This is a genomic window from Candidatus Seongchinamella marina (genome assembly GCF_026262685.1).
GTDB lineage: Bacteria > Pseudomonadota > Gammaproteobacteria > Pseudomonadales > Halieaceae > Halioglobus > Halioglobus marinus.
This window is the reverse complement of record NZ_SHNP01000003.1, coordinates 361,961-383,568: the sequence shown is the minus strand read 5'-3', so window position 1 is coordinate 383,568 and position 21,608 is coordinate 361,961. Positions and strand designations below refer to the sequence as shown.

Genomic DNA, 21,608 nt, shown 5'->3' with positions numbered 1-21,608 from the left:
TAAAAGATAGCAAGCACTTACTTACATATAAGATTAAATACTATGAGCCAGAATACTGACGACATCCGGATTGATAACGCCAGGCCACTGATTACCCCCTGGGTTCTTGCCGATCAACTACCCGGCGGGGCAACGGCCAAGGCAACCGTGTCCAGCAGTCGCCGTAGCATTGAGCAGATTTTGGCGGGAAATGACCCGAGATTAGTCGTCATCGCGGGTCCCTGTTCTGTTCACGATCCAGTCGCCTTACTGGATTTTGCGCACCAGTTCCAAGCTGCCTGCGAGCCCCTGGCGGACACACTCTTGCCTGTGCTGCGGGTTTATTTTGAAAAACCTCGAACAATAGTAGGCTGGAAAGGGCTGATCAATGACCCGGACCTGGACGGCAGCTTCCACATCAACAAGGGCCTGCACCTCGCTCGTAAAGTACTGTTGGATGTTGCGGAGCTGGGCCTGCCCGCCGCCAGCGAATTCCTGGACAACACCTTCGGACAATACTACGCCGACCTGGTGAGCTTCGGCGCTATTGGCGCTCGCACCGTCGAAAGCCAAATACACCGGGAACTCGCCTCTGGGCTGTCGATGCCCGTGGGCTTCAAGAACGGCACCAATGGCCATATTGATGTCGCTATAGACGCCATTCAATCGGCAGCGCACAGTCACTGGTTCCCTTCTCTGACCAAAGAAGGCACACCTGCCATTCTAAAATCACGCGGCAACCCCCACGGCTACCTGATCCTGCGCGGCGGTAAACAAACGGGACCCAACTATGGCCCAGCGGCAGTGCAGCAAGCTTCTGTGGCTTTGGCGGAATCCGGGCTGACTCCGTCATTGATCGTCGATTGCTCTCATGGAAATAGTGAAAAAGACCCGCAAAGGCAGACTCAGGTAGTCTCGAGCCTGTGCGAGCAGATTCAGACTGGGCAGGGTGCAATCAAAGGCGTAATGCTGGAATCACATCTGCTGGGCGGGAGTCAGGATATTGGCGACGGGAGCAAGCTGAGCTACGGGCAGAGCATCACTGATGCCTGTCTTTCCCTGAAAGACACTGTCCCGCTGCTGCAGCAATTGGCGGCAGCGGTGAACATGAGTGCCACTCAGCCGAGCTAAGCCTGGCTTACTCAGCTAGCTCGGCTGGCACTACCAGCTGTAACCAATGCGGAGCCGGTAAGTCTCATCAAGTTTTTCGACACCGGCAACCGCTCCAGTATCGTATTCCCAGAGAATTTCCGCGGCGGCTTCAAGGCTCCACAACAAGGGAAATGCAAGCCCCAGAGAAGTGTCAATAACCACATCAGAGGTTGAATCCAGGTTCCAGATTCCCCGTTGATCAATATAGAGCTGTGAATCACCCCCCAGGTAGTCGCTGGTCATACGCAAATACCAGTTGGCGGAAGGGTAATCCTGGTCTTCGGAGATGATGAAGTTCTCCTTGACATAGGAGCCCCCGACTTCAGCAGTGAGCGTAAGCTGTGGATCAGTCAGGATATCTCGGCCATAGTAGGGGCCAATCAAATAACGCAGATCCAGGTCTCTGAACTCATCCGACTCTGCGGAGGTGTTCACACCCCAGTAAGTCGTCTCACCGAGAAAGTAATCGTATTTGCCGAGAATCAACCAATTATCGGCGTTTTTCTGGCCATTAGCTTCATCGATTTCGCCATCCAACTTGAGCGTATAGCGATCGCGTAAGCTACGCCAATAGCTTTCCAGTTTGTAATCCAGTTCATCTGTATCAGAATTACCTCGTTCAATAGCGAAAGCGAAACTGACTATGCCAGTGCTTCGGTAGCCAACGCCCGTTTCCCAGGGCTCTGGATTAACGACCAACAGCTGGTCAAGGGCATAGGTCTTTTCGGCAGCAGTACCTTCGGCAACAATCAATTCCGACTCTCTGATTTCAATACTCTGCTCCTCGATGAGCGAGTCATCAGCTAGCAGCAGCGTGGCAGCGTCAGACGTCTCCATCGATACGATCTGGTCCATACTCACGGATAAAGTGCCGGCAAAATCAGTCTCAATACTCACCACGCCGTCCCTGATCCCGGTGACGGTACCGACCAGGCGAGACCCGTTATTCAGTGTAATTTCATCAGTGGGCACCGGCTCAGCCGTTTCTGTGGCTTGATCCTCAGCGTGCGCTCCGAGGGTTAATACTGCGAGCAGCATAAGGCAGGTGGAATAAGTTCTCATCAACATGCTTCGGGACATAATTACTTCCTTGTTCGCCCAACCATAGTGGGCTTACTTTCGGGCGCCCCATAATAGACAAAAAAAACCTGTGCGTCAGGCATCCCAGGTAAACAACATTGAGTCATAGTTCAAGGCAATCGGCGGAATAGCGCGTATTCAATTGGGTGGTGACAGCAACACTGCTAATATTACCGTCTACCTTACTTTCAGGAGTACACATGTCCGACAAGGATTACGACCTTTTCGTCATAGGCGCCGGCTCCGGTGGAGTGCGCGCTGCTCGCATGGCAGCCGGATTTGGCGCTCGCGTCGCGGTGGCGGAAGATCGTTATATGGGAGGCACTTGCGTCAATGTTGGCTGTGTTCCCAAAAAGCTGTATGTCTATGCATCCGAGTTCGGTAAAGGTTTTGACGACGCCCGCAGCTTTGGTTGGCAATCAGAGAAACCCGCTTTTAACTGGAGCACTCTGAGAGACAACAAGAAGGCTGAAATCTCCCGGCTGAACCAAATTTACCAAAATCTTTTAGCCGGCGTGGAGGCTGACCTGATCGATGGACGAGCCTCCATCGTGGATGCCAACACTGTTGCCGTCAACGGCACTCACTATCGTACTGAACGAATCCTGATCGCCACTGGCGGGTGGCCGCATATCCCCCAGTTCCCGGGCAGCGAGCACGCCATTACCTCTAACGAAATTTTTGACCTGGAGGACTTCCCCGAGCGTCTGGTCGTTGTTGGTGGCGGATATATCGCTGTTGAATTCGCTGGTATCTTCAATGGTCTGGGCAGCGCCGTCACCCAACTTTACCGCGGCCCGCTTTTTCTCAGGGGTTTCGATAGTGACATCCGCGCCCACGCAGCCCAGGAAATTACTAAAACCGGGGTCGATTTACGCTTCGAGGTCAACGTCACGTCGATATCCCGCAATAGCGGTGGACTGCAACTGGAACTCACTGATAGCAGCAGTATCGAAGCAGACGCCGTGCTCTATGCGACGGGCCGCAAGCCAAACCTGACTGGACTTGGCCTTGAAAATGTCAGCGTCAGGCTCAACGAAAACGGCTCCATCGCAGTCGATCAACACTTCCAAACCAGTGAGAGCAGTATTTTTGCATTAGGTGATGTCACCGGTGGCATGGAGCTGACCCCAGTTGCCCTGGCGGAAGGCATGGCCTTCGCCCGGAGGGAATTTAACCAGCAAAACGCCAGCCCTGAATATGAGTTCATACCGACTGCGGTGTTCTGCCAGCCTAATATCGGCACCGTAGGCTTTACCGAAGAGGAGGCCCAGGCTCGTTTCGAAAATATCGAACTTTATAAGTCCACCTTTAAACCCATGAAGCACACTATCTCAGGACGAGATGAACGCAGTTTCATGAAAATGATTGTCGACAAGGCGACAGATAAAGTCGTCGGTGTTCACATGGTTGGCCCGGATGCTGGAGAAATCATGCAAGGCATAGCCATCGCAATGAAAGCGGGCGCGACTAAAGCTGTATTCGACAATACAATCGGCATTCATCCCACAGCGGCAGAGGAATTTGTCACCTTGCGGGACCCCTGGACCGAGGACTGACTTTGAAGGTAGTTTACGGCCATGATTGAAGTAAGCCATCTGACCCGTCAGTTCGGGAGAACTACGGCGGTATCCAACGTCTCGTTCAGCATTCAAAGCAGCGAGGTGGTGGGACTGCTGGGCCCCAATGGCGCCGGTAAAACCACCATCATGCGCATGCTCAGTGGTTTCCTGGAACCTACTACAGGCTCGGTGACGGTGAACGGCGAAAACCTGGGGCAAAACGCCTACTCGATACAGCGACAGCTGGGCTACCTTCCTGAAAACCTGCCGATATACCCTGAAATGATGGTCGCTGATTACATGGACTACGTAGCTACAATCAAGGGTATAGAAAAAGCCGAACGCAGCAGGGCTATCCGTGAGGCGTTGATTTCAACCGAGATGACCCACCACGCCCTGGACACCATTGGCAAATTATCCCGGGGGCAGAAGCAGAGAGTCGGTGTTGCCCAGGCTGTGCTGGGGAGGCCGCGATTTTTAATTCTCGATGAACCCACCAATGGACTAGACCCGCACCAAACTGAACAAATGCGCTCCCTGATCGGCCAGCTGTCGAGGCGAGCAACCATTATTCTCTCCACTCATATCATGCAAGAAGTAGAGGCAGTCTGTGATCGGGTGCTTATCTTGCGTAATGGCCAGCTGGCCCTCGATCAACCCCTGGAAAATCTGCATAGCTCCGGTCATATGTTATTGCGCACAGACAGGACAGGCGACGACCTGAACATACTACTGAATCGCCTGCCGCAACTTGTCTCCGTCCAGCACTCGCTGACAGAAGACGGCATATGCGAATACCACCTGCAGCTGCGTGAGGGCGCTGACATCGATACGGCAGCAGGCAATATTTCCCAATGCGTCTTGCAGTCCGGCGCTCGCCTCTATCAATTGGAAAACCAATCCCGGCACCTGGACGATGTATTTCGCGAAGTGATAGACGATGGACACTAGCCACGTCGCACGCCGCGTATCAGCCAAGGAACTGGGCTTATTTTTCGCCTCCCCGGCCGCCTGGCTATTTCTTGGTGGGTTCGCAGCGGTCTGCCTGTTCGTGGTGTTCTGGATTGAATCTTTTTTTGCTCGCAATATCGCCGACGTTAGGCCACTGTTCGAGTGGATGCCGATACTGCTTATTTTTCTGTGCAGCGCCATCACCATGCGCACGTGGAGTGAAGAGCGGCGCAACGGCACACTTGAACACGTATTAGTTCAACCCAGCGCTTTGTGGCGCTTTAGCCTTGGCAAGTTCCAAGCCTGCCTGAGCCTGTTAATGCTGGCATTAATGGCCACCCTCGCGCTGCCGGTGACTGTATCGCTCATCGCTGACCTGGACTGGGGCCCGGTATGGGCAGGCTACATAGCCAGCGTCCTACTGGGCAGTGCCTACCTGAGCATTGGTCTGTTTGTCTCCGCCCGCACTGACAACCCCATCGTCAGCCTTCTGGGAAGCGTGGCTTTGTGCGGGCTAGTCTACCTGTTGGGAAGCAATTTATTCACCGAGTTTTTCACTAACGATACGGCAGAAATACTGCGATTATTCGGTAGCGGCTCACGTTTTGACAGTATCACCCGCGGCGTCATCGACCTGCGCGACCTGATTTACTATTTAAGCTTGGTCATCGCGTTCCTTGGGCTTAATGTTTACACGCTGGAAAAAGAGGGCTGGGCGCGTTTCTCCAGCACTCTCAGGCAACGCCACTGGCGGGTCGGCACCTTTCTGCTGCTGGCCAACCTATTGGTCACTAACATCTGGATGCAGCCTATCTCCCAGCTGCGCTGGGATCTCACCCAGGGCAAGCTGCATTCCATTTCTGAATCCAGTCAGGAATTGGTTGGGCAGCTGAGAGAACCACTGCTTATTCGCGGATATTTCAGTGCTCGCAACCACCCCATGTTGGCCCCACTGGAGCCGCAGCTCAGAAACTTAATGCTGGAGTACGCCGAAGCAACTGGTGGCAATGCCAGGGTTGAATTTGTAGACCCTGCTCTAAACCCGGCACTCGAAAAAGAGGCCAATGAGTACTACAACATCAAGGCAACGCCCTTTCAGGTATCCGATCGTTACCAGGCATCATTGGTCAGCGGATACTTCAGCATCCTGGTTAAATACGCTAACGAGTATCAGGTACTGTCGTTCAGCGACCTGATAGAGGCTCGCACCAGTACCAGCGGGAAAGCAGAAGTCCGCTTGCGCAACCCGGAGTTCGACATCACCCGCGCGATACGAGACGTGCTCTACAGCTATCGCTCCGGGGGCGATCTTTTTGCAGGCATTGAGCAACCCGTTGAGTTTATTGCCTATGTTTCGGACGCTGACCTGCTGCCAGACGCTCTCCTTAGCTACCTTGATTCCATCAAAGCGCAACTGGACATTGCAGTTCAAGCCTCTGATGGTAAGTTCAGCTACCGCTTCCTGCAACCTGAGGCTGATGAAGGGCAACTGGCACAACAAATTGAGGAACAGTGGGGCTTTGCCCCTATGGCTTCGCCAATAGATCCTGAAAAAGATTTCTACTTTTACCTGACGCTGGCGGACGAAAAGCAGGTGGTGCAGCTACCGAGCGGTGACTTCAACCCCGGTAACTTTCGCAAATCACTGGACTCTGGCCTCAAACGCTTTGCCCGCGACTTTACCAAGACCGTTGCCTTTGCAGCCCCACAGGTGAACCAGCAAATGGCCGCCTACAACCTCGGCAGCCACAGCTTCAATGGCCTAGAAAGCATCATCACGCGCAACCACAGCATCATTCTGGAAAACCTGGCTGACGGAGAAATCAGCCCGGAAGCCGATATCCTTGCAGTGGTAGCACCTCATGACCTGAGCGAGCTGGCGGTATTTGCCATCGACCAATTCCTGATGCGTGGAGGCACCGTTGTCCTCGCCACATCTCCATTTTCGGTCGAGCCTGACGGCGGCGCGCTGGCACTGCGTTCATGGGACAGCGGGCTGGAGGCCTGGTTAAGTCATCACGGAGTTGGCATTGCTGAATCTCTGGTACTGGACAAACGCCACGCTCGCTTCCCGGCGCCGGTGCAGCGCGACAGCGGCAATCTTCAATTTCAGGACAGCAGAATTATAGACTACCCCTATTTCATCGACATCCGTGAGAATGGCTTAGCGCGCCATCCGGTCAACGGCAGTCTACCCCAGCTGACGATGGCCTGGGCCTCGCCGCTGGAAGTAAAAAGGCGCGATAAATTGCGGGTGACCCAGTTGCTATGGAGTAGCCCTGACGCCTGGCTCGGCGCAGGCGATGATATATCGCCTCGGGCCAACCAAACCTGGCAGCCTCCTGGCGATACCCAACGCCAGCTACTCGGAGTCGCGATTCAAGGGCGCTTTCAATCTTTGTTTAAGACGCCGCCTGCTAGCCTTCAAGATCGCCCGGAACAAGTAAGCCCTGGAGTTAACGCGTTTGTGCGAAGGTCACCTGAGTCATCACGCATCATCATTTATCCCTCCAATGATTTTCTCAGTGACAGAGTTCTAGGTGCTCTGGTGCGCGCATCTGGAAATCGATACCTGGGTCCGGTCGAACTATTTAGCAACACTCTGGACTGGGCACTGCGCGAAGAGCAACTGCTGCAAATACGCTCACGCGCCCATTTCAACCGCACACTGCCTCCCATGGAACAAAAGCTGCGAGTCTCGCTCGAGTTGGCGAACTACGCTGCCGCCATCGCCTGGCTAGCACTGTTGGGGCTTGTCACCTGGTTACAGGGGCGACGACGCAAAAAACGTTACGTCAGGGAGTTGGGTCTGTGAACCGCGCCGGCATTTTCCTGTTGCTGCTGCTGGTCATGCAGTTGGCCTTAACCGCTGTACTTTATCGCGACGATCGCGATAGCGCAGGGACACAGTCAGCGGCAGCGCTGGTCAATGTCGGTACAAATGTGATCGAAGAGCTACTGATTGAAGACAGCATGGGTGGCTCCGTACTGCTGAGAAAGGCGGCCGATTTGTGGCTATTACCTGAACTGAGCAACCTGCCTGCCAAACCTGAGATGGTAGAAAAAGCACTACTAAAACTGACCATAGAAGACCCCGGCCTATCGGTCGCCCATACTCTCGCCTCCCGCCAGCGATTTCAGGTGGCGCACTACCACTATCGCCGTAAAATCACTCTTAATTCTCTGAACAGGGCGGTAGGCGCCGTTTTTCTTGGCACTTCGCCCGGGTTTCGCAAAGTTCACGCGCGCAACGAAAAGCGGGATAGCATTTACAGTGTAGACCTGAACCTCTTCGACATACCCCTGCAGCCCGGCAAGTGGCTGGAACCTCGCCTGTTGCAAGTTCGAGCGCCCCTGCAGATTACCGCTGACGGTTACAGCCTTGAGCGCAGCGCTGGTGAATGGCGAATGGGTACCGGGGCGAAACCGGACCAGCGCGAACTTCAGGCGCTTCTGGATGCCCTCAGAAATTTACAGGTACAAGGGATTGCAACAGACGAAACTAAGCAGGCTGTATCTCGCCGGGAAGCCGACCTGATACTGCAAGTGACGGGACTGGCCACGAATACAGAACTTAAGCTGTTCAAGCTGGGCCAGGAACATTTCATCAGCAGCGATGAGTATCCGTTGCTGTTTCGCATCCGCGCCTACGATTTCGACAAACTCACCGGTATCGACAGCTTTCTGCTATCAGGCGCACAATAGTCATAATGAATTAGCAGGAGGCTAGGCAATGAGACTACTGGGCATGCTTCTGGCATTAGGCGCCATAGGATGGGTGTTGTACAACGCCTCGGGCAACGGTGAGTCGGACACTATTATCCCTGAAAGCTACCAGCAGTCACTGGACAAGGCCCAGGGCGTTGAGGAAATGGTGAAGGATGCCGCCGAACAGCGCCTGGACTCACTGGAAGACAACTAGCTGATAGCCTTGGGCTGGCGAATTGGCTCAGCCGATTCACCGGGCCCACTCAGGTGCTTCATCAATAGTGTTCGCATCCATTGATGTGGTGCGCTGCGTGAAGTGCGGGTATGGCGCAGTAAGGACATTTTGCCTCGGTTACTACTCAGCGTATTTCGAATCATGCGCTGCAACTCTGCAGGCAACTCCCGGCCGGTAATCAATTCGCTATACAAACCACTGGCCTCGAATCCGGCATTGGCGACCAACAAACTGTCTGTGCGCGCTAATACACCCACAGCCGACGCGAACTGCGTTGTTTCTAAAGCGATTTTGCGATGCGCGCCGTACTGACCCAGAACATCATCTACCATGGAAGTATTCTCACGAGTCAAGCCAGGCAGGTAAAGACGCAGGTGGTTGTGAGCCAGAAATTCCTGGAGCTCAATTTCTTTTTTAACTCCCAGGGGATGTCCGATGCGCATGTAGCAGCGGGGAGCAAGGGTGGCAATGGGCTCCGCGTGAATATCGCGCTCTGTATCCATGGCGACAAAGGCTGCAAAGTCAATCTCCCCTTTCTTTAACAACTCTTGGTAATCCGGGGTGATTTCCGCAGTAATGACCTGAACGCCAGGTGCAGTTTTATCCAACTCGGCTACCAATCCAGGTAGGAGTGCTTCACAGAGTATAGGCGGTAGTAGCAGTTTAAAGCTCCCCAGGTAGGTGAGGGGATCAAAGTCCGATTCGCCCAACACACGTTCTACCGACTCCAGCAGCGTAGGCAATTGGGCACCCAGTTCCTCAGCCCGGGGCGTGGGAACTAATCCGTGTGCTGTTCGAGTAAATAGCTCATCTTCAAAAGAATCGCGCAGTTTGTGCAGGGTTTTGCTGAGCGCCGGCTGACTCACAGACAACCTTTCGGCAGCGCGAGTCACATTGCGTTCCTCCAGCAAAATCTGTAAGGCCACCAGCAGATTGAGGTCTGTGCGAATCAGTTTTCGCGAGATCATTTTTGTTTTCTCCAGAGAAATAACTCATTGTTATGCAGCAATGCTAGCAAACAGCAACTGTCGTGGGACAGAAAAAACATACACAAACTCGAACTAGCTAGTCTGAAGCCTGCGTTCGCCCCGGCGCAGGACTTGGCCATTAATCAATCGCACCTGTGTGCACCACGGCGCCCGCCGAAAACGAATAACAACGCATCGCTTGCCAAGCTGATTGCCCAAACGCATCACCGCCAACTAGTAGCTGCAAATCTCGCAGGCTGTTACCATGACCAGCGAACATTTTTCGAACCCCCGAGGCGCACATGCGTAGTTTCACCACCCTGGCAACCCTGTTGCTGACTCTGGCGCTTGGCGCCTGCAGCAGCATAGAAACCAATCCAACCGATACTGCTGAATTTAAAGCTGGAAATTACACGTTCTTCAAGTGGCGCAGTGAACCCTTGACCAACGCAAATCAATCAGACGATCTTCTCTACGTCATGGACCCCATCGTGAGACGCGAAGTAAATTCAGCACTCAATCAACGCGGCTTTATTTTAGATCCGGAGCGAGCCCAATTCAGCGTAGACTACCTGCAGGCTGTCGGCCTTCGCGAAGGCGTTAGTAGTCAAGATGCCAATGGTGGAATCGATCCGATACCCTCGGCTCGACCCAACCGTCAGATCAACCAGGCAATGGTAGACAATGCTCACGCGCTTTCTGGCGTTCAAACGACTAACAACGTTGCCGTTCAATTTAATGATGTCACGACCCAGCAAGAAGTGTGGCGGGTGATCATCACCAAGATAATCGAGGACGTGAACAACGTCGATACCGCTGCGGTGGAGCGCAATATCAACCGGGCAATCAAGCAGGCATTCAGGCCACTTCCTAACGCCAGCTAGCGGTAAACATCCGGGTTGACACAATGGATCATCGGCCGCCCCTCCAGGGCGGCAATTGCATTCTCCACGGCAATATCAGCCATTTTTCCCCGCGTGAGCGTAGTTGCGCTGCCGATGTGGGGTGCTACCACGACGTTCTTAAGCGACAGCAGTGCATTGTCAGGCGACACAGGTTCATTTTCAAAGACATCAATACCCGCTGCAGCCAAATGTCCATCAGCCAGCGCCACGGCAAGAGCCTCCTCATCAACAATGCCTCCGCGAGCGGTGTTGATTAGTATCGCGTCGGACTTCATCAGCGCAATACGCTCGGCGTTCATCAGATACCGAGTCTCGTCTGAGAGCGCTACATGTAAGCTGACAAAGTCACTGCGCTGCAACAACTCTTCCAGAGAAACCGACTCCACACCAGGCACCTGGCGCGAAGTTCGATTCCAGGCCAGGATCTCCATTCCAAACCCCGCGGCGCGGCGTGCCACAGCCTGGCCGATTTGCCCCAGGCCAATGATTCCGATAGTTGCACCGCTGACATCCTTGCCCGTAAAAAAATCTGGCGCCCAGGCATTTTTCTGCGTCCAGTTGCCCTGACGAACAAAGTTGTCCGCTTCAACCACCCGGCGAGCCGCTGCGAGCATCAGTGCAAAGGCTGTGTCAGCGGTGGTGTCCACCAGCACTCCTGGCGTATTTCCCAGAGGAATATTGCGAGCAGATAGTGCAGACAGATCAACATGGTCTACCCCCACAGACATACTGGAGACAAATTCCAGATCGGGCACGGCGGCCAGCAATGTCGCATCGACTCTGTCGGTCAATAAACAGATTAATCCGTGACAGCCGCGCAATTCTTGGCGCAGGTTTTCCACGCCAAGTAGCCCTGGGCCCATCCACATATTAAGCTCACAATAACGCGCAAGGTCGTGAATACGAGCGCCAGGTAATTGATGAGTAACGAATACTTTCTTAGTCACTGACAATGCTAAAATTCCAATCGCGAAGGCTTCAGTTGCAACATACGAACCAACGCTTGCTGCCACTCTTCTAATCTCTTTGCCAAATAGGGCTCGCTGTCTACCAGGTTTCCCCACACCGGCTGTGGCCAGCAGGGATCCACAGGCACCCTACCGATAATGTGTAAATGCATTTGCGGCACCACATTGCCCAGGCCCGCAAAATTAACTTTATCAAAACCCAGAAATTTTTTGATGAAGCCAGAGATAGCTGCACAGTCAGCCAATACCGCTTGTCGGTGCTCGGGCGGTAGATCAAGGAAGTCAGCACACTCAGTATCGGGTACCAAAATGAACCAGGGCAGACTGGCATTACGATGCAACAACACATCAGTAGAGAGGAGTTGACCCAGGTAATGACAGTCTTCTAATAACTGCGGATGGATAGTGAGCATACTCATAGCAATATTCCTTGTGCCATAAGCATTACTCTAGTCAGTGTGAGTGAGTTTTGGCAAACACTAAATAGTCATTCCGCCATCAACCACAATACATTCGCCAGTGGTATAACTCGAAGCATCAGACACAAGATACAAAACCGTACCCGCCATCTCGTCCGGCTCCGCGTGACGGCCCAAAGGTATGGCTTTTATTGCCTCGTCATAAAATTCACCTGTGGCAAAAAGCGCACCGGCAAATTTGGTTTTGGTCAGCCCCGGTAAAAGCGCATTGCAACGAATGCCAAGAGGTGCACATTCCTTGGCAAATGCCTTGGTCATGCTGACTACAGCAGCTTTGGTAATGGAGTAAATTCCCTGCATTGGACCCGGCTGCAAAGCGTTCACCGATGCGGTGTTGACGATGACGCCGCTACCGTTTTCGCGCATCAGTTTGCCGGCCTCGATAGACATGAAGAAGTAACCGCGAATATTAACCTCTACTGTTTTATTGAAAGCCCCCAGATCCGTGTCCAGGATATGTCCGAAGTAAGGATTAGCGGCTGCATTGTTGATGCAAATATCCAGGCGTGGATGAGTTGCACGAATGTGTTCAAAGGTTGCCGTTATATCTTCCATATTGCCCACATGGCAGGCCTGCGCTTCGGCGCTGCCTCCAGCGGCAACGATCTCACTGGCAACTCGACCGCAATCGTCGATTTTACGACTGGACACAATGACATGAGCACCCTGCTGGGCGAGTAATTTGGCGATGGACTCTCCGATACCCCGGCTTGCACCACTAACCAGCGCGATTTTCCCGCTTAAATCAAATAAATTCGTCGCCACTATTAAGTTCTCCTCAGAATTGATGGATGACGTTTTTCCAGAGCACGTTCATAAAAAGCCCACAAAAGATAACAAGCCGCGATCAGAGCACACACTGCCCATGCCGCAGAATAGCCAAACCATGCCAAATTAAAGCCGGTGAACGCCGGACCAAATACGCGACCCCAGGAAGAAGCTGCAGCGGTCGTTCCCATAATGCGTCCCCGATAACTTGCGGGCGTACGGTGAGTCACCAAGGTGTTCAGCAGGGGCGTGCATAAGGTCGCGCCAGTCATTCCAATAAACATCGACGCAAGCATTGTGGGCATGCTCCACGCAAACACAGCCAACAGCATCCCGGACAAGAAAAAACAAATGGCAAACAGCAAGACGCGCCACTCACCCAGCAGTTTTACCAGCGCACCCAGTGCGCCGCCCTGCATCACCACCATGATGACACCCTGCACGCCAAATACCATACCGACTTCTCTTGCGGTCCAACCCAGAATGTCGGCTACCCAAAGCGGAAACAGGTAGGTAGCGGAACTCACGCCCGCATTGTGAACAACATACTGAAATACAAACAGGCGGTTACCAGACTTCTTCAACACCTGCAGTGTCGATTCCCGGTCGAGACTCTTCTGATGCGCGCGATTGGCAACCTGTTTCTCAGGGCTGAGAGATTCAGGAAGGGTTAGCGCTGCGGCAATAATCGCCAGCACGGACATTAAGCCCGCAAAAATACAAGGTAGAGTAAAGCTACCGCTGTCTCCCGCCAGAAGGCCTCCAATCAAGGGGCCCAATACCATCCCAAGGCCAAATGCAGCGCCGATTAGGCCCATTCCCCTGGCCCGGTTCTCTGGACTGGTCACGTCCGCCATCATTGCAGAGGCCACGCCAAAATTGCCCGCCATCACACCAGCAAACGCCCTGGCGACAAATATCATCCACAGTTCAGTAGCCAGACCCAACATGACATAGGACAACGAAGCGCCAGCCAGGCAAATCATGATCACCGGCTTGCGACCACGGCGATCGGAAAGTTTGCCCCAGAAGGGACCAAAAATACCCGCACACGCAGCGTAGGTCACAATGATTAGGGCGATATCGACTTTGTCGGCGCCCAGTTGAGGCGACAGGAAAGGCAGGATAGGAATAACGATACCAAAGCCTATCAGGTCGATCAGCACAACGCCGAACAGAATGGGCATTAGGAACCGCTCCGAAGTGGGCGGCCTCTTCTCACTTACTCACCCTGCCAGCGAACAACCTGACTGACTGGAACATCGAACAAGTCCAGCACCCTCGCCACCCCTTGGGAAACCATGTCATCAAGAGACTCAGGGCGAGCATAAAAAGCGGGCACGGGGGGCGCGATGATCGCGCCTATCTCCGAAAGCTGAGTCATAGTGCGCAGATGTCCGGTATGCAATGGCGTTTCCCTGACCATTAGCACCAGGCGCCGACGTTCTTTGAGCACTACATCAGCTGCGCGCGTCAACAATGTAGAGGTCACCCCGGTGGCAATTTCTGACATGGTGCGAATTGAGCAGGGGGCGACAAGCATACCAGCGGTGATGAAAGAACCACTGGCGATTGAAGCGCCGACATTCTTGATCGCATGTACCTCCGATGCCAGAGCTTTGACATCGTCGGTCGACATATCCAGTTCGTAATGCAGGGTCAGCTCTGCCGACTTACTCATCACCAGATGAGTTTCCACTCCACTCTGAGCCAGCATTTCCAGTGCGCGCACGCCGTAAACGATGCCAGAGGCGCCGCTGATGCCGACAATTATTCGCTTGGTCATATCATAAAGCCCTACTTTTCACTGGGGCAACTCTAGCAAAAAATCAATGATCGCGCTTTGGAGGGCCGCTTTTCTTGCTCTTGCTCTTGGCTGGACCTTTGCGGTGCGGCTTTTTTTTGCCCGCTGATTTATCGGCGCGAGAAATCTTCAGGCGCTGGCCACTGACCCAGACAGACTTCAGGTGGGTGAAAATTTCCTTGGGCATGCCTTCCGGCAAATCGACCGTACTGTGATCGTTGTAGATCTCGATTCTGCCAATATACTCGGCATCGATTTCTGCCTCATTGGCGATCGCACCAACAATATTTGCGGGTTTTACGTCATGCTCGTGACCCACTTCAATACGATAGCGCTCCAGTCCCTTATCGGGGGTCGATTCTGGTCGCACGCCTCCGGGTGAAGAATCAGCCGACGAGCGGGTTTTCTTTTTGTCGCTATCAAATTTCTTCTTCGAGTCTTCGGCTCTATCTGTTCTCGATGGCCTCTCTTTCGCAGACTTATCCTTTTTAGAAGTCTCCTTACGTGGTTTTTCCTTGCCGGACCTTTCCTGGCCGGACCTTTCCTTACCAGGCTTAGCGACAAGCAGCTTGCTCCCCTGTGCCATGGCGCCCAGCGCTGCCGCGATATCCATGACCGGCACGCCATACTCACCCTGATAGTCCTCGACCAACTTACGGAACAGGTCCAGTTCCACTGTATCCAGCGTTTCAGTGATGCGCTGCTTAAACTTGCCAATACGTTTGTCCGTTACCTGCTCAACGCTGGGTAATTCCATTTTTTCAATAGTGCCCGTCGCTTTCTCAATTGCACGCAATAGGCGACGCTCACGATTAGCCGCAAACAGGATAGCGTCGCCTTCCCGACCTGCCCTACCCGTGCGCCCAATACGATGGACATAGGCTTCTACATCGTAGGGAATATCGTAATTGATTACGTGGCTAATGCGCTCAACGTCCAGGCCTCGAGCAGCCACGTCAGTGGCGACCAGTATGTCTATTGTGCCGCGCTTCAGGTTATCGATAGTCGCCTCGCGCTGCTTCTGAGGTATATCGCCATTGAGAGCAGCGGCAGAATAGCCGCGGGCAGCCAGCTTCTCAGCAATTTCAGCGGTGGCAATTCGAGTGCGAACAAAAACGATCACCCCGTCAAAGTCTTCGACTTCGAGTATGCGAGTCAGTGCGTCCAACTTGTGCACCCCGGCCATCATCCAGACGCGTTGACGAATAGACTTATTGGTCATGGTCTGCACTTCAATGGCGACGTGCACCGGGTTGTTCAAATGCTGCTTCGCGATGCGGGCGATTGCAGTTGGCATGGTGGCCGAGAACAACGCTATCTGGCGGTCATCGGGCGTCTGCTCGAGAATCCACTCCACGTCATCGATGAAGCCCATACGCAGCATTTCGTCCGCTTCGTCCAGCACCAGCGTGCGCAGCGCGGAAAGGTCCAGCGAACCTCGGCGCATATGATCCATAACACGACCCGGTGTGCCTACCACAACCTGAACTCCACGCTGTAATTGGCGCAATTGACCGCGGTAGTCGGCGCCTCCGTAGATTGGCACTACGTGAAAGTCCTTGAGGTAACGCGCGTATTTCTGGAAAGCCTCCGCCACCTGAATGGCCAACTCACGAGTCGGTGCGAGTACTAGCACCTGGGGTTTTTTACTGCTTGCCTGCAACTGAGCGAGGATTGGCAGAGCGAAAGCTGCTGTTTTACCGGTGCCTGTTTGCGCCTGGCCCAGCACATCACGGCCTTCAATCAATGCGGGAATCGTCGCCGCCTGAATAGCAGAGGGCGTTTCATAGCCAACATCGGCCAGTGCTTTTTGCAGGGGCTCAGAAAGCGCCAGTTCCGCGAAGCTGCTTACCGCCGGTTGCGTAGACATGTTATTTCCTTGGGCGGCGGAATCGCCACCCCCAGAGGGAGGGGCGGCGATTATACAGGGTTGCCGGCTAGAAGCTATAGCGGATGCCAACCTCCACACCCTGCCCAGCTTCGGGCGCAACGTCTCTCAGGAAGGAGGTGCTGAGGCGAATTTCTTCGTCGGTGATGTTATTGAATTTTACGAAAGCCAGCAAATCTCCCTGCGAAGCCTCCAAGCGATATTCAATACCAGCGTCCCAACGGGTGTAGCCTGCAGTTTCCTCTTCATTTTCACCAGGGCGATCCTGATCGGCAGCATCGAGCACGCCACCCCAGACTCGCCACTGATTAGCCTGCCAGCTTATGCGGCCACCAATGCGCATGGGCGGCATGCGCGGTATATCTGCGCCGTCGTCCAGTTCACCGCGAATGCTGTCACCAAATAGCCCGAAGCGGAGATCACCGCCAGCAAAACTAGTCAGACCGAACTCAGTTTCAAATTCCACACCATAGAATTCAGCATCCTGCTGTGCGTAAAAGTAAACTGGCACCTCGTCAACTTCCTGGTCAGCCGCCAGCAGGCCGATATAGTCCTCGAAGTCATTGTAGAAAAAAGTGATCGAAGCGAAGTAATCGTCACCCAGCCAGTCCACTGAAAAGTCCACGTTATTAGACACTTCTACGTCGAGGTCGGTGTTACCCAATTCGATAGCACCTGTCGCAGCGTGCACCACCCAATCCTCCGGATCATCATTCTCTACGTTAGAATAAAGCTCCTCAGTCGCTGGTGCTCGCTCTGCTCTGGACAGAGCCAGGCCCAATTGCCACTGGGCACTCACATCCCACAAGGCAGATCCGGAGAAGCTAAGCGCATCGAAGCTGCTATCGCTCGCAGCGCTAGTATCAGGTGCTAGCTCATCGCGGTCATAACGCAGGCCGAATTCGAAGGTCCAATCAGCGGCATGATAGTCCTCCAAAAGAAACAGGCCAAAGCCTTCCTTCTCGGTGAGCGGAATAAATGCTTCTTCACCCATGGCGGAGAACTCACTGTCAATCGCCTGCAAACCCAGCACTCCATGGAAATTACCTATCGGCTGATGAACGAGTTCCAGCCGTCCCTCCCAGGTTTCATTGCTGTACACAGTACCGACTTCCCCACTGCCCTCAATTTCTGAGTGTTCATAGTCGGTGTAGGTCAGAAAGCCACGCATAACATCGAGGGCGGCAATGGGTTCATGCCAGTGCAGGGCCGTATCGTAACGAGTTTGCTCGACTTCCAAAGTAATGTCGCCGTGTTCCTCCTCGCCCTCGTGATCTTCATCGTGATCTTCATCGTGATCTTCGTCGTGATCCTCATCGTGATCTTCATCATGATCGTCGTGGTGGTCGTCGCCATGATCCTCGCCGTGTTCTTCGCCGTGCTCCCCATGCGAGCCTGATGGAATACCGTAATCATTTTCCAGACGGCTGACCGCGAAGCCAAAAAATCCGTCCTCAAAGTGATAACTACTGCCAAGCGTCAGGCTCTTGGTGCGACCTGAAGTATTATCAATGACACCGTCACCTCCCTCGGCATGCTCCTCCTCACCTTCATGATCCTCGTCGTGGTCGTCATCATGATCATCGTGGTCTTCATGATCGTCTTCGCGAACGGCCTTTCCCGGAATCTCAAGGTCTTCCCAGTCGCGGTAGAGCACACTGCCGTGGAAAGCAAAATTTCCGACGGCCGCCTGACCCTTGGCTACAACATTATCCATACTTGAAGCCGTATCGTGGCGATACTCAACGTCGCCATTGGCCTTCTCGGGCAGCACCGTTGGGATACGATTGTCGATCACGTTGACAACACCGCCGATGGCCCCGCCACCATAGAGCAGGGTGGCCGGTCCGCGCACGATTTCGATACTATCAGCGAGGACCGGTTCGACAGACACCGCGTGGTCAGCACTGATATTTGAAGCGTCGGCGCTACGGGTGCCATTTTGCAGTACGGTCACTCTGGGGCCTTGCTGGCCCCGAATCACCGGCTGGCCGACCGCGGGCCCGAATGAAGCGTTTGCAAGGCCAGGGCTATTAGCCAGCGTGTCTCCAATGGTGCCAGACACCGCACGGGTGAGCTCGTCACCGGACAGCACCGTCACAGGCATAGCCGTTTCAGCAGATTTTTTGTGGAGGGGCACGGATACCAGCACGTGCTCCATGGATTGCGGCTCAGCGGCCACGTTTGCCACGGCAACAGCTGCGGCAAGAGGGATGAAACGTTTCATTTTCTACTCCTGTTAAAATCGAATATTCGCTTTTGTCAGGAGTAAATGGGCGGCCCCCGGGCCTGCAGAAATGCGCCGGCAACCGATATAACTGCCTGCTGATATTGGATATAGATAGCAGCGCCGGGCACCGGAGTCGGTGTGATGGACAGCTGCGATGGTGTCATCGACTCGGTAGTTTTACAGACCAGGCACTGAGAATAGCTGCCATCCATTGAAAAGGAGTGGTCGTGCCCTGCTTCCTGCATTTGCAATGCGCCGGCGCACAACAGCGCCACGAGCGCGAAAACTCGCGCCAGGGGCTGATTGCTTGTGTGGCTAATCAAATGCATGTGGCTCGGGCCTGAGGTCAACGGACAAAATTATATACAAATGTGGGAAATATGCACTAGCAAAAACGTCAACCGAACCAGGACAGCAAAAGGTTGATAATCACCGCATTAGAGAGATCGATAAAAAAAGCACCCACAAGAGGCACGACTACAAATGCCCTGGGCGCCGGCCCCAATGACTTGGTCACCGCGGTCATATTGGCAATGGCAGTTGGCGTCGCTCCAAGCGCAAGGCCGGCATAACCTGAGCAAATAACGGCGGCATCGTAATCAGCGCCCAGGGCCTTGAACACGACAAATACACTGTAGGATGTAATCAGTAATACCTGAACAGCCAATAACATCAACATAGACCCCGCAAGGTCTGCCAAAGCCCAAAGCTGCAGGCTCATCAAGGACATTGCCAGGAACAAACCCAGACTGACGTCGGACACCAATGCCAGCGAGCGCGTACCCGTGGGCCATTGGTACTTGGGGATGAAGCGCGGCAAACTGTTGGTCAAAATAATACCGGCAAACAGGCAGGTGACAAAATCCGGTAAATTCAAGCCCCAATAATCAAGCAACTCATTGAGATGAATGCCAATGCCAATCGCTATCGAAATGACCAGCAGCACCTTTAAAATGCCGTCTACATCAATGATCTCATGCTCTTTATAGCGAAAGCCCACCGTGAGGTCGCCGCTTTGCTCTGGCTCCAGTTTATGCCGCCAAATCAGGAATCGGGCGATAGGGCCCCCTATGACACCGCCAAAGATCAGGCCGAATGTTGCGCAAGCTAAACCTATTTCCATAGCGAAAGAAATGCCATATTCACTGCCGAAGGTGGGCGCCCAGGCTATCGCAGTGCCATGGCCACCACTCAAGCTGACCGAGCCAGTGAGCAAGCCCAGTGCCGGCTGAGCGCCAGCAGCAGCGGCAATACCAATCCCTGCCAGATTCTGAATAAAGAGGTAACCCACTGCCAATGCCAGCAGTATCAGCAAAGATTTACCGCCTTCTTTCAATACGTCGATGCGAGACGAAAGACCGATGGTTGTAAAAAACACCACCAGCAACATGTTGCGGTTAGCCATATCAAAATTAACTTCGATATCGCCTATCCAATAGAGCACGCCGAATAGAACTGAAGCCAGTAACCCCCCGGTCACCGGCTCAGGAATATTGTATTCCCTCAGCAACTTGGCGCGATTGTTGATGAAGCGCCCGAGGTACAACACCAGGATGGCGATAATGAGGGTCTGACGAGGGTCCAGTTCCATAGGAGGGTCCAGTGATGTCTATCAACGCAGCCTGAAGGTGGCGACAACCTCTTTACCCTGCAACAGGGCAAGGCTGGATCCCTGTATGCGGTATGAGTCAACATCGCCCAGTGCTTTCAAGTAGGTTCGCTCGATCTCGTCATCACCAGCACAGGCCCGCTTCGTGCTAGCCATAGGTCCAAACTTAAGCGGTGTACCGTGGTTAGAATTGCCGTCACTGAAATAACTACCTTGATAGCGGTTGCACCCGGAGAAACCACTGACAGTTTGGTCTTGTGCATTCAGCGACAGCTCAATGGCTTTACCACCGGCGCCCAGGGACGCTGTCTGGCCGCCCAGGGTATCGAGCAGCCACAGCGCGCTAGTCGAGCTCTCTGAGGCCACATTTACCTCTGCAACAACGACCTCGTCGCCAGCCGAAGAAGTCTCCACGGGAGCTACGGGAGCTTTTGACACAGGCTCGGGAACCCGCTGCAGCATAATGCTGATCGTCTCACCATTGAAAGGGTCAATGAATTCTGTATTGATAAACATTAACTGATCACCATGGGTGATCGTGGCGCGCAGGGAATACTGGCTACGTTCATCAATATCTGCAGGATCGTAATGAATAATAAAGGCGTAAGGCGGGCCTCCTTCGGCTTTAAACATGGCAGTCTCCATCACCGCGGCCAAGGCATCTGCGCGCGAGACGTCCTGCAGTTGTACTTCCACTTCAGCGCCCGGCGGTAACATCATCCGCTCCCGATAAAACACCTCTCCTTCTATTTTGGCCACGGTGACTTCCTCTTCAAGATCAACAGTTTCGACAGACTCCTGCTCACCACCACAGGCTGTCAGCCCCAGCATTAATGCCACTGATAACCAAAAACCGGCAATTCCATGCTTACTCATCATTATCAATTTCCTGACCACAACATCTGGGTTGAGTTATTTGCGCCTTATGCGCTGAGTTGTTCAAGCATCTGGCCCATTTTTTCATGCACAAGATTAATTGCCTTCAAAGGCCGCACCATTACTTTAAACTCGATAATCTTACCTGCATCGTTAAAAGTAATAATGTCTACGCCATTGACCGTTAGCCCGTCGATATCACACACAAACTCCAGAACAGCATGCTCTGAATCCACAATCTCTTTCTGATACCGGAACCCATCCTGGAGCACACGCATTGCACCTGTCAGATACATTATGGTGAGATCACGACCCCGTTGGGGTGAATGCACCACCGGGGAAAAAAAGACACACTGCTCATCAACGATACTCGCAAGCGCTGCAGGATTCTGGCTGGCGACAAACTCATGCCATTGCTCCATGGAATTGTTCACTATTTAGCCCTC

20 protein-coding genes are annotated in these 21,608 nt (G+C 53.5%); 7 read left to right on the top strand and 13 right to left on the bottom strand.

Going from position 1 to position 21,608, the window contains the following annotated elements:
- Window positions 1–42 precede the first annotated feature (42 nt).
- Window positions 43–1,110 (top strand): 3-deoxy-7-phosphoheptulonate synthase, encoded by a 1,068-nt coding sequence (locus tag EYC87_RS10200; RefSeq protein WP_279252771.1) that lies wholly within the window; start codon window positions 43–45, stop codon window positions 1,108–1,110.
- Between the two features lie 30 nt (window positions 1,111–1,140).
- Here EYC87_RS10200 and EYC87_RS10195 read toward each other — a convergent pair whose 3' ends face one another.
- Window positions 1,141–2,211 (bottom strand): DUF481 domain-containing protein, encoded by a 1,071-nt coding sequence (locus tag EYC87_RS10195; RefSeq protein WP_279252770.1) that lies wholly within the window; start codon window positions 2,209–2,211, stop codon window positions 1,141–1,143.
- A 200-nt stretch (window positions 2,212–2,411) separates the two neighbouring features.
- Here EYC87_RS10195 and gor point away from each other — a divergent pair, with 200 nt between their 5' ends.
- Genes gor through EYC87_RS10170 form a run of 5 tightly spaced genes read left to right on the top strand, consistent with a single transcriptional unit; the run spans window position 2,412 to window position 8,646 of the window.
- Window positions 2,412–3,770, top strand: a complete 1,359-nt coding sequence (gene gor / locus EYC87_RS10190; RefSeq protein WP_279252769.1) for a glutathione-disulfide reductase — start codon at window positions 2,412–2,414, stop codon at window positions 3,768–3,770.
- A 21-nt stretch (window positions 3,771–3,791) separates the two neighbouring features.
- Complete coding sequence (locus EYC87_RS10185) at window positions 3,792–4,724, top strand: ABC transporter ATP-binding protein (protein WP_279252768.1); 933 nt, start codon at window positions 3,792–3,794, stop codon at window positions 4,722–4,724.
- On the top strand, window positions 4,714–7,539 hold the full coding sequence (locus tag EYC87_RS10180) for a Gldg family protein (protein WP_279252767.1): 2,826 nt from the start codon (window positions 4,714–4,716) through the stop codon (window positions 7,537–7,539). Before EYC87_RS10185 ends, EYC87_RS10180 begins: the two co-directional genes overlap by 11 nt.
- On the top strand, window positions 7,536–8,429 hold the full coding sequence (locus EYC87_RS10175; protein ID WP_279252766.1) for a DUF4340 domain-containing protein: 894 nt from the start codon (window positions 7,536–7,538) through the stop codon (window positions 8,427–8,429). Before EYC87_RS10180 ends, EYC87_RS10175 begins: the two co-directional genes overlap by 4 nt.
- 28 nt (window positions 8,430–8,457) lie before the next feature.
- Window positions 8,458–8,646: a hypothetical protein gene (locus EYC87_RS10170; protein ID WP_279252765.1), complete on the top strand. Its 189-nt coding sequence runs from the start codon at window positions 8,458–8,460 to the stop codon at window positions 8,644–8,646.
- On the opposite strand, the gene EYC87_RS10165 is transcribed toward EYC87_RS10170, so the two are convergent.
- Window positions 8,643–9,635 (bottom strand): LysR family transcriptional regulator, encoded by a 993-nt coding sequence (locus EYC87_RS10165; protein WP_279252764.1) that lies wholly within the window; start codon window positions 9,633–9,635, stop codon window positions 8,643–8,645. The two genes, EYC87_RS10170 and EYC87_RS10165, sit on opposite strands and share 4 nt — an antisense overlap.
- A gap of 302 nt (window positions 9,636–9,937) precedes the next feature.
- On the opposite strand from EYC87_RS10165, the gene EYC87_RS10160 reads away from it, so the two are divergent.
- On the top strand, window positions 9,938–10,519 hold the full coding sequence (locus tag EYC87_RS10160) for a DUF4136 domain-containing protein (protein WP_279252763.1): 582 nt from the start codon (window positions 9,938–9,940) through the stop codon (window positions 10,517–10,519).
- Here the strand turns inward: EYC87_RS10160 and EYC87_RS10155 are convergent.
- The 11 genes from EYC87_RS10155 to EYC87_RS10105 all read right to left on the bottom strand — a co-directional run bounded on the left by EYC87_RS10155 (window position 10,516) and on the right by EYC87_RS10105 (window position 21,596).
- Window positions 10,516–11,487: a 2-hydroxyacid dehydrogenase gene (locus EYC87_RS10155; protein WP_279252762.1), complete on the bottom strand. Its 972-nt coding sequence runs from the start codon at window positions 11,485–11,487 to the stop codon at window positions 10,516–10,518. The two genes, EYC87_RS10160 and EYC87_RS10155, sit on opposite strands and share 4 nt — an antisense overlap.
- An 8-nt stretch (window positions 11,488–11,495) precedes the next feature.
- Window positions 11,496–11,927, bottom strand: a complete 432-nt coding sequence (locus tag EYC87_RS10150) for an HIT family protein (protein ID WP_279252761.1) — start codon at window positions 11,925–11,927, stop codon at window positions 11,496–11,498.
- Window positions 11,928–11,987: 60 nt separating this feature from the next.
- Window positions 11,988–12,752 (bottom strand): SDR family oxidoreductase, encoded by a 765-nt coding sequence (locus EYC87_RS10145; RefSeq protein WP_279252760.1) that lies wholly within the window; start codon window positions 12,750–12,752, stop codon window positions 11,988–11,990.
- 2 nt (window positions 12,753–12,754) lie between these two features.
- The gene (locus EYC87_RS10140) at window positions 12,755–13,942 is read right to left on the bottom strand and encodes an MFS transporter (RefSeq protein ID WP_279252759.1); all 1,188 of its coding nucleotides are present in this window, start codon (window positions 13,940–13,942) and stop codon (window positions 12,755–12,757) included.
- A gap of 35 nt (window positions 13,943–13,977) precedes the next feature.
- Entirely contained in the window at window positions 13,978–14,541 is a 564-nt protein-coding gene (locus EYC87_RS10135; RefSeq protein WP_279252758.1) for a UbiX family flavin prenyltransferase, read from the bottom strand.
- 43 nt (window positions 14,542–14,584) lie between these two features.
- Window positions 14,585–16,429: a DEAD/DEAH box helicase gene (locus tag EYC87_RS10130; protein WP_279252757.1), complete on the bottom strand. Its 1,845-nt coding sequence runs from the start codon at window positions 16,427–16,429 to the stop codon at window positions 14,585–14,587.
- 67 nt (window positions 16,430–16,496) lie between these two features.
- Window positions 16,497–18,674 (bottom strand): TonB-dependent receptor, encoded by a 2,178-nt coding sequence (locus EYC87_RS10125; protein ID WP_279252756.1) that lies wholly within the window; start codon window positions 18,672–18,674, stop codon window positions 16,497–16,499.
- Between the two features lie 35 nt (window positions 18,675–18,709).
- The gene (locus EYC87_RS10120; RefSeq protein ID WP_279252755.1) at window positions 18,710–19,006 is read right to left on the bottom strand and encodes a hypothetical protein; all 297 of its coding nucleotides are present in this window, start codon (window positions 19,004–19,006) and stop codon (window positions 18,710–18,712) included.
- Window positions 19,007–19,074: 68 nt separating this feature from the next.
- A complete protein-coding gene (gene gltS / locus EYC87_RS10115; RefSeq protein ID WP_279252754.1) occupies window positions 19,075–20,268 on the bottom strand; it encodes a sodium/glutamate symporter in 1,194 nt (397 codons plus the stop codon).
- A gap of 21 nt (window positions 20,269–20,289) precedes the next feature.
- Window positions 20,290–21,165: a YbaY family lipoprotein gene (locus EYC87_RS10110; protein WP_279252753.1), complete on the bottom strand. Its 876-nt coding sequence runs from the start codon at window positions 21,163–21,165 to the stop codon at window positions 20,290–20,292.
- A gap of 44 nt (window positions 21,166–21,209) precedes the next feature.
- Entirely contained in the window at window positions 21,210–21,596 is a 387-nt protein-coding gene (locus tag EYC87_RS10105; protein ID WP_279252752.1) for a nuclear transport factor 2 family protein, read from the bottom strand.
- Window positions 21,597–21,608: the final 12 nt, after the last annotated feature.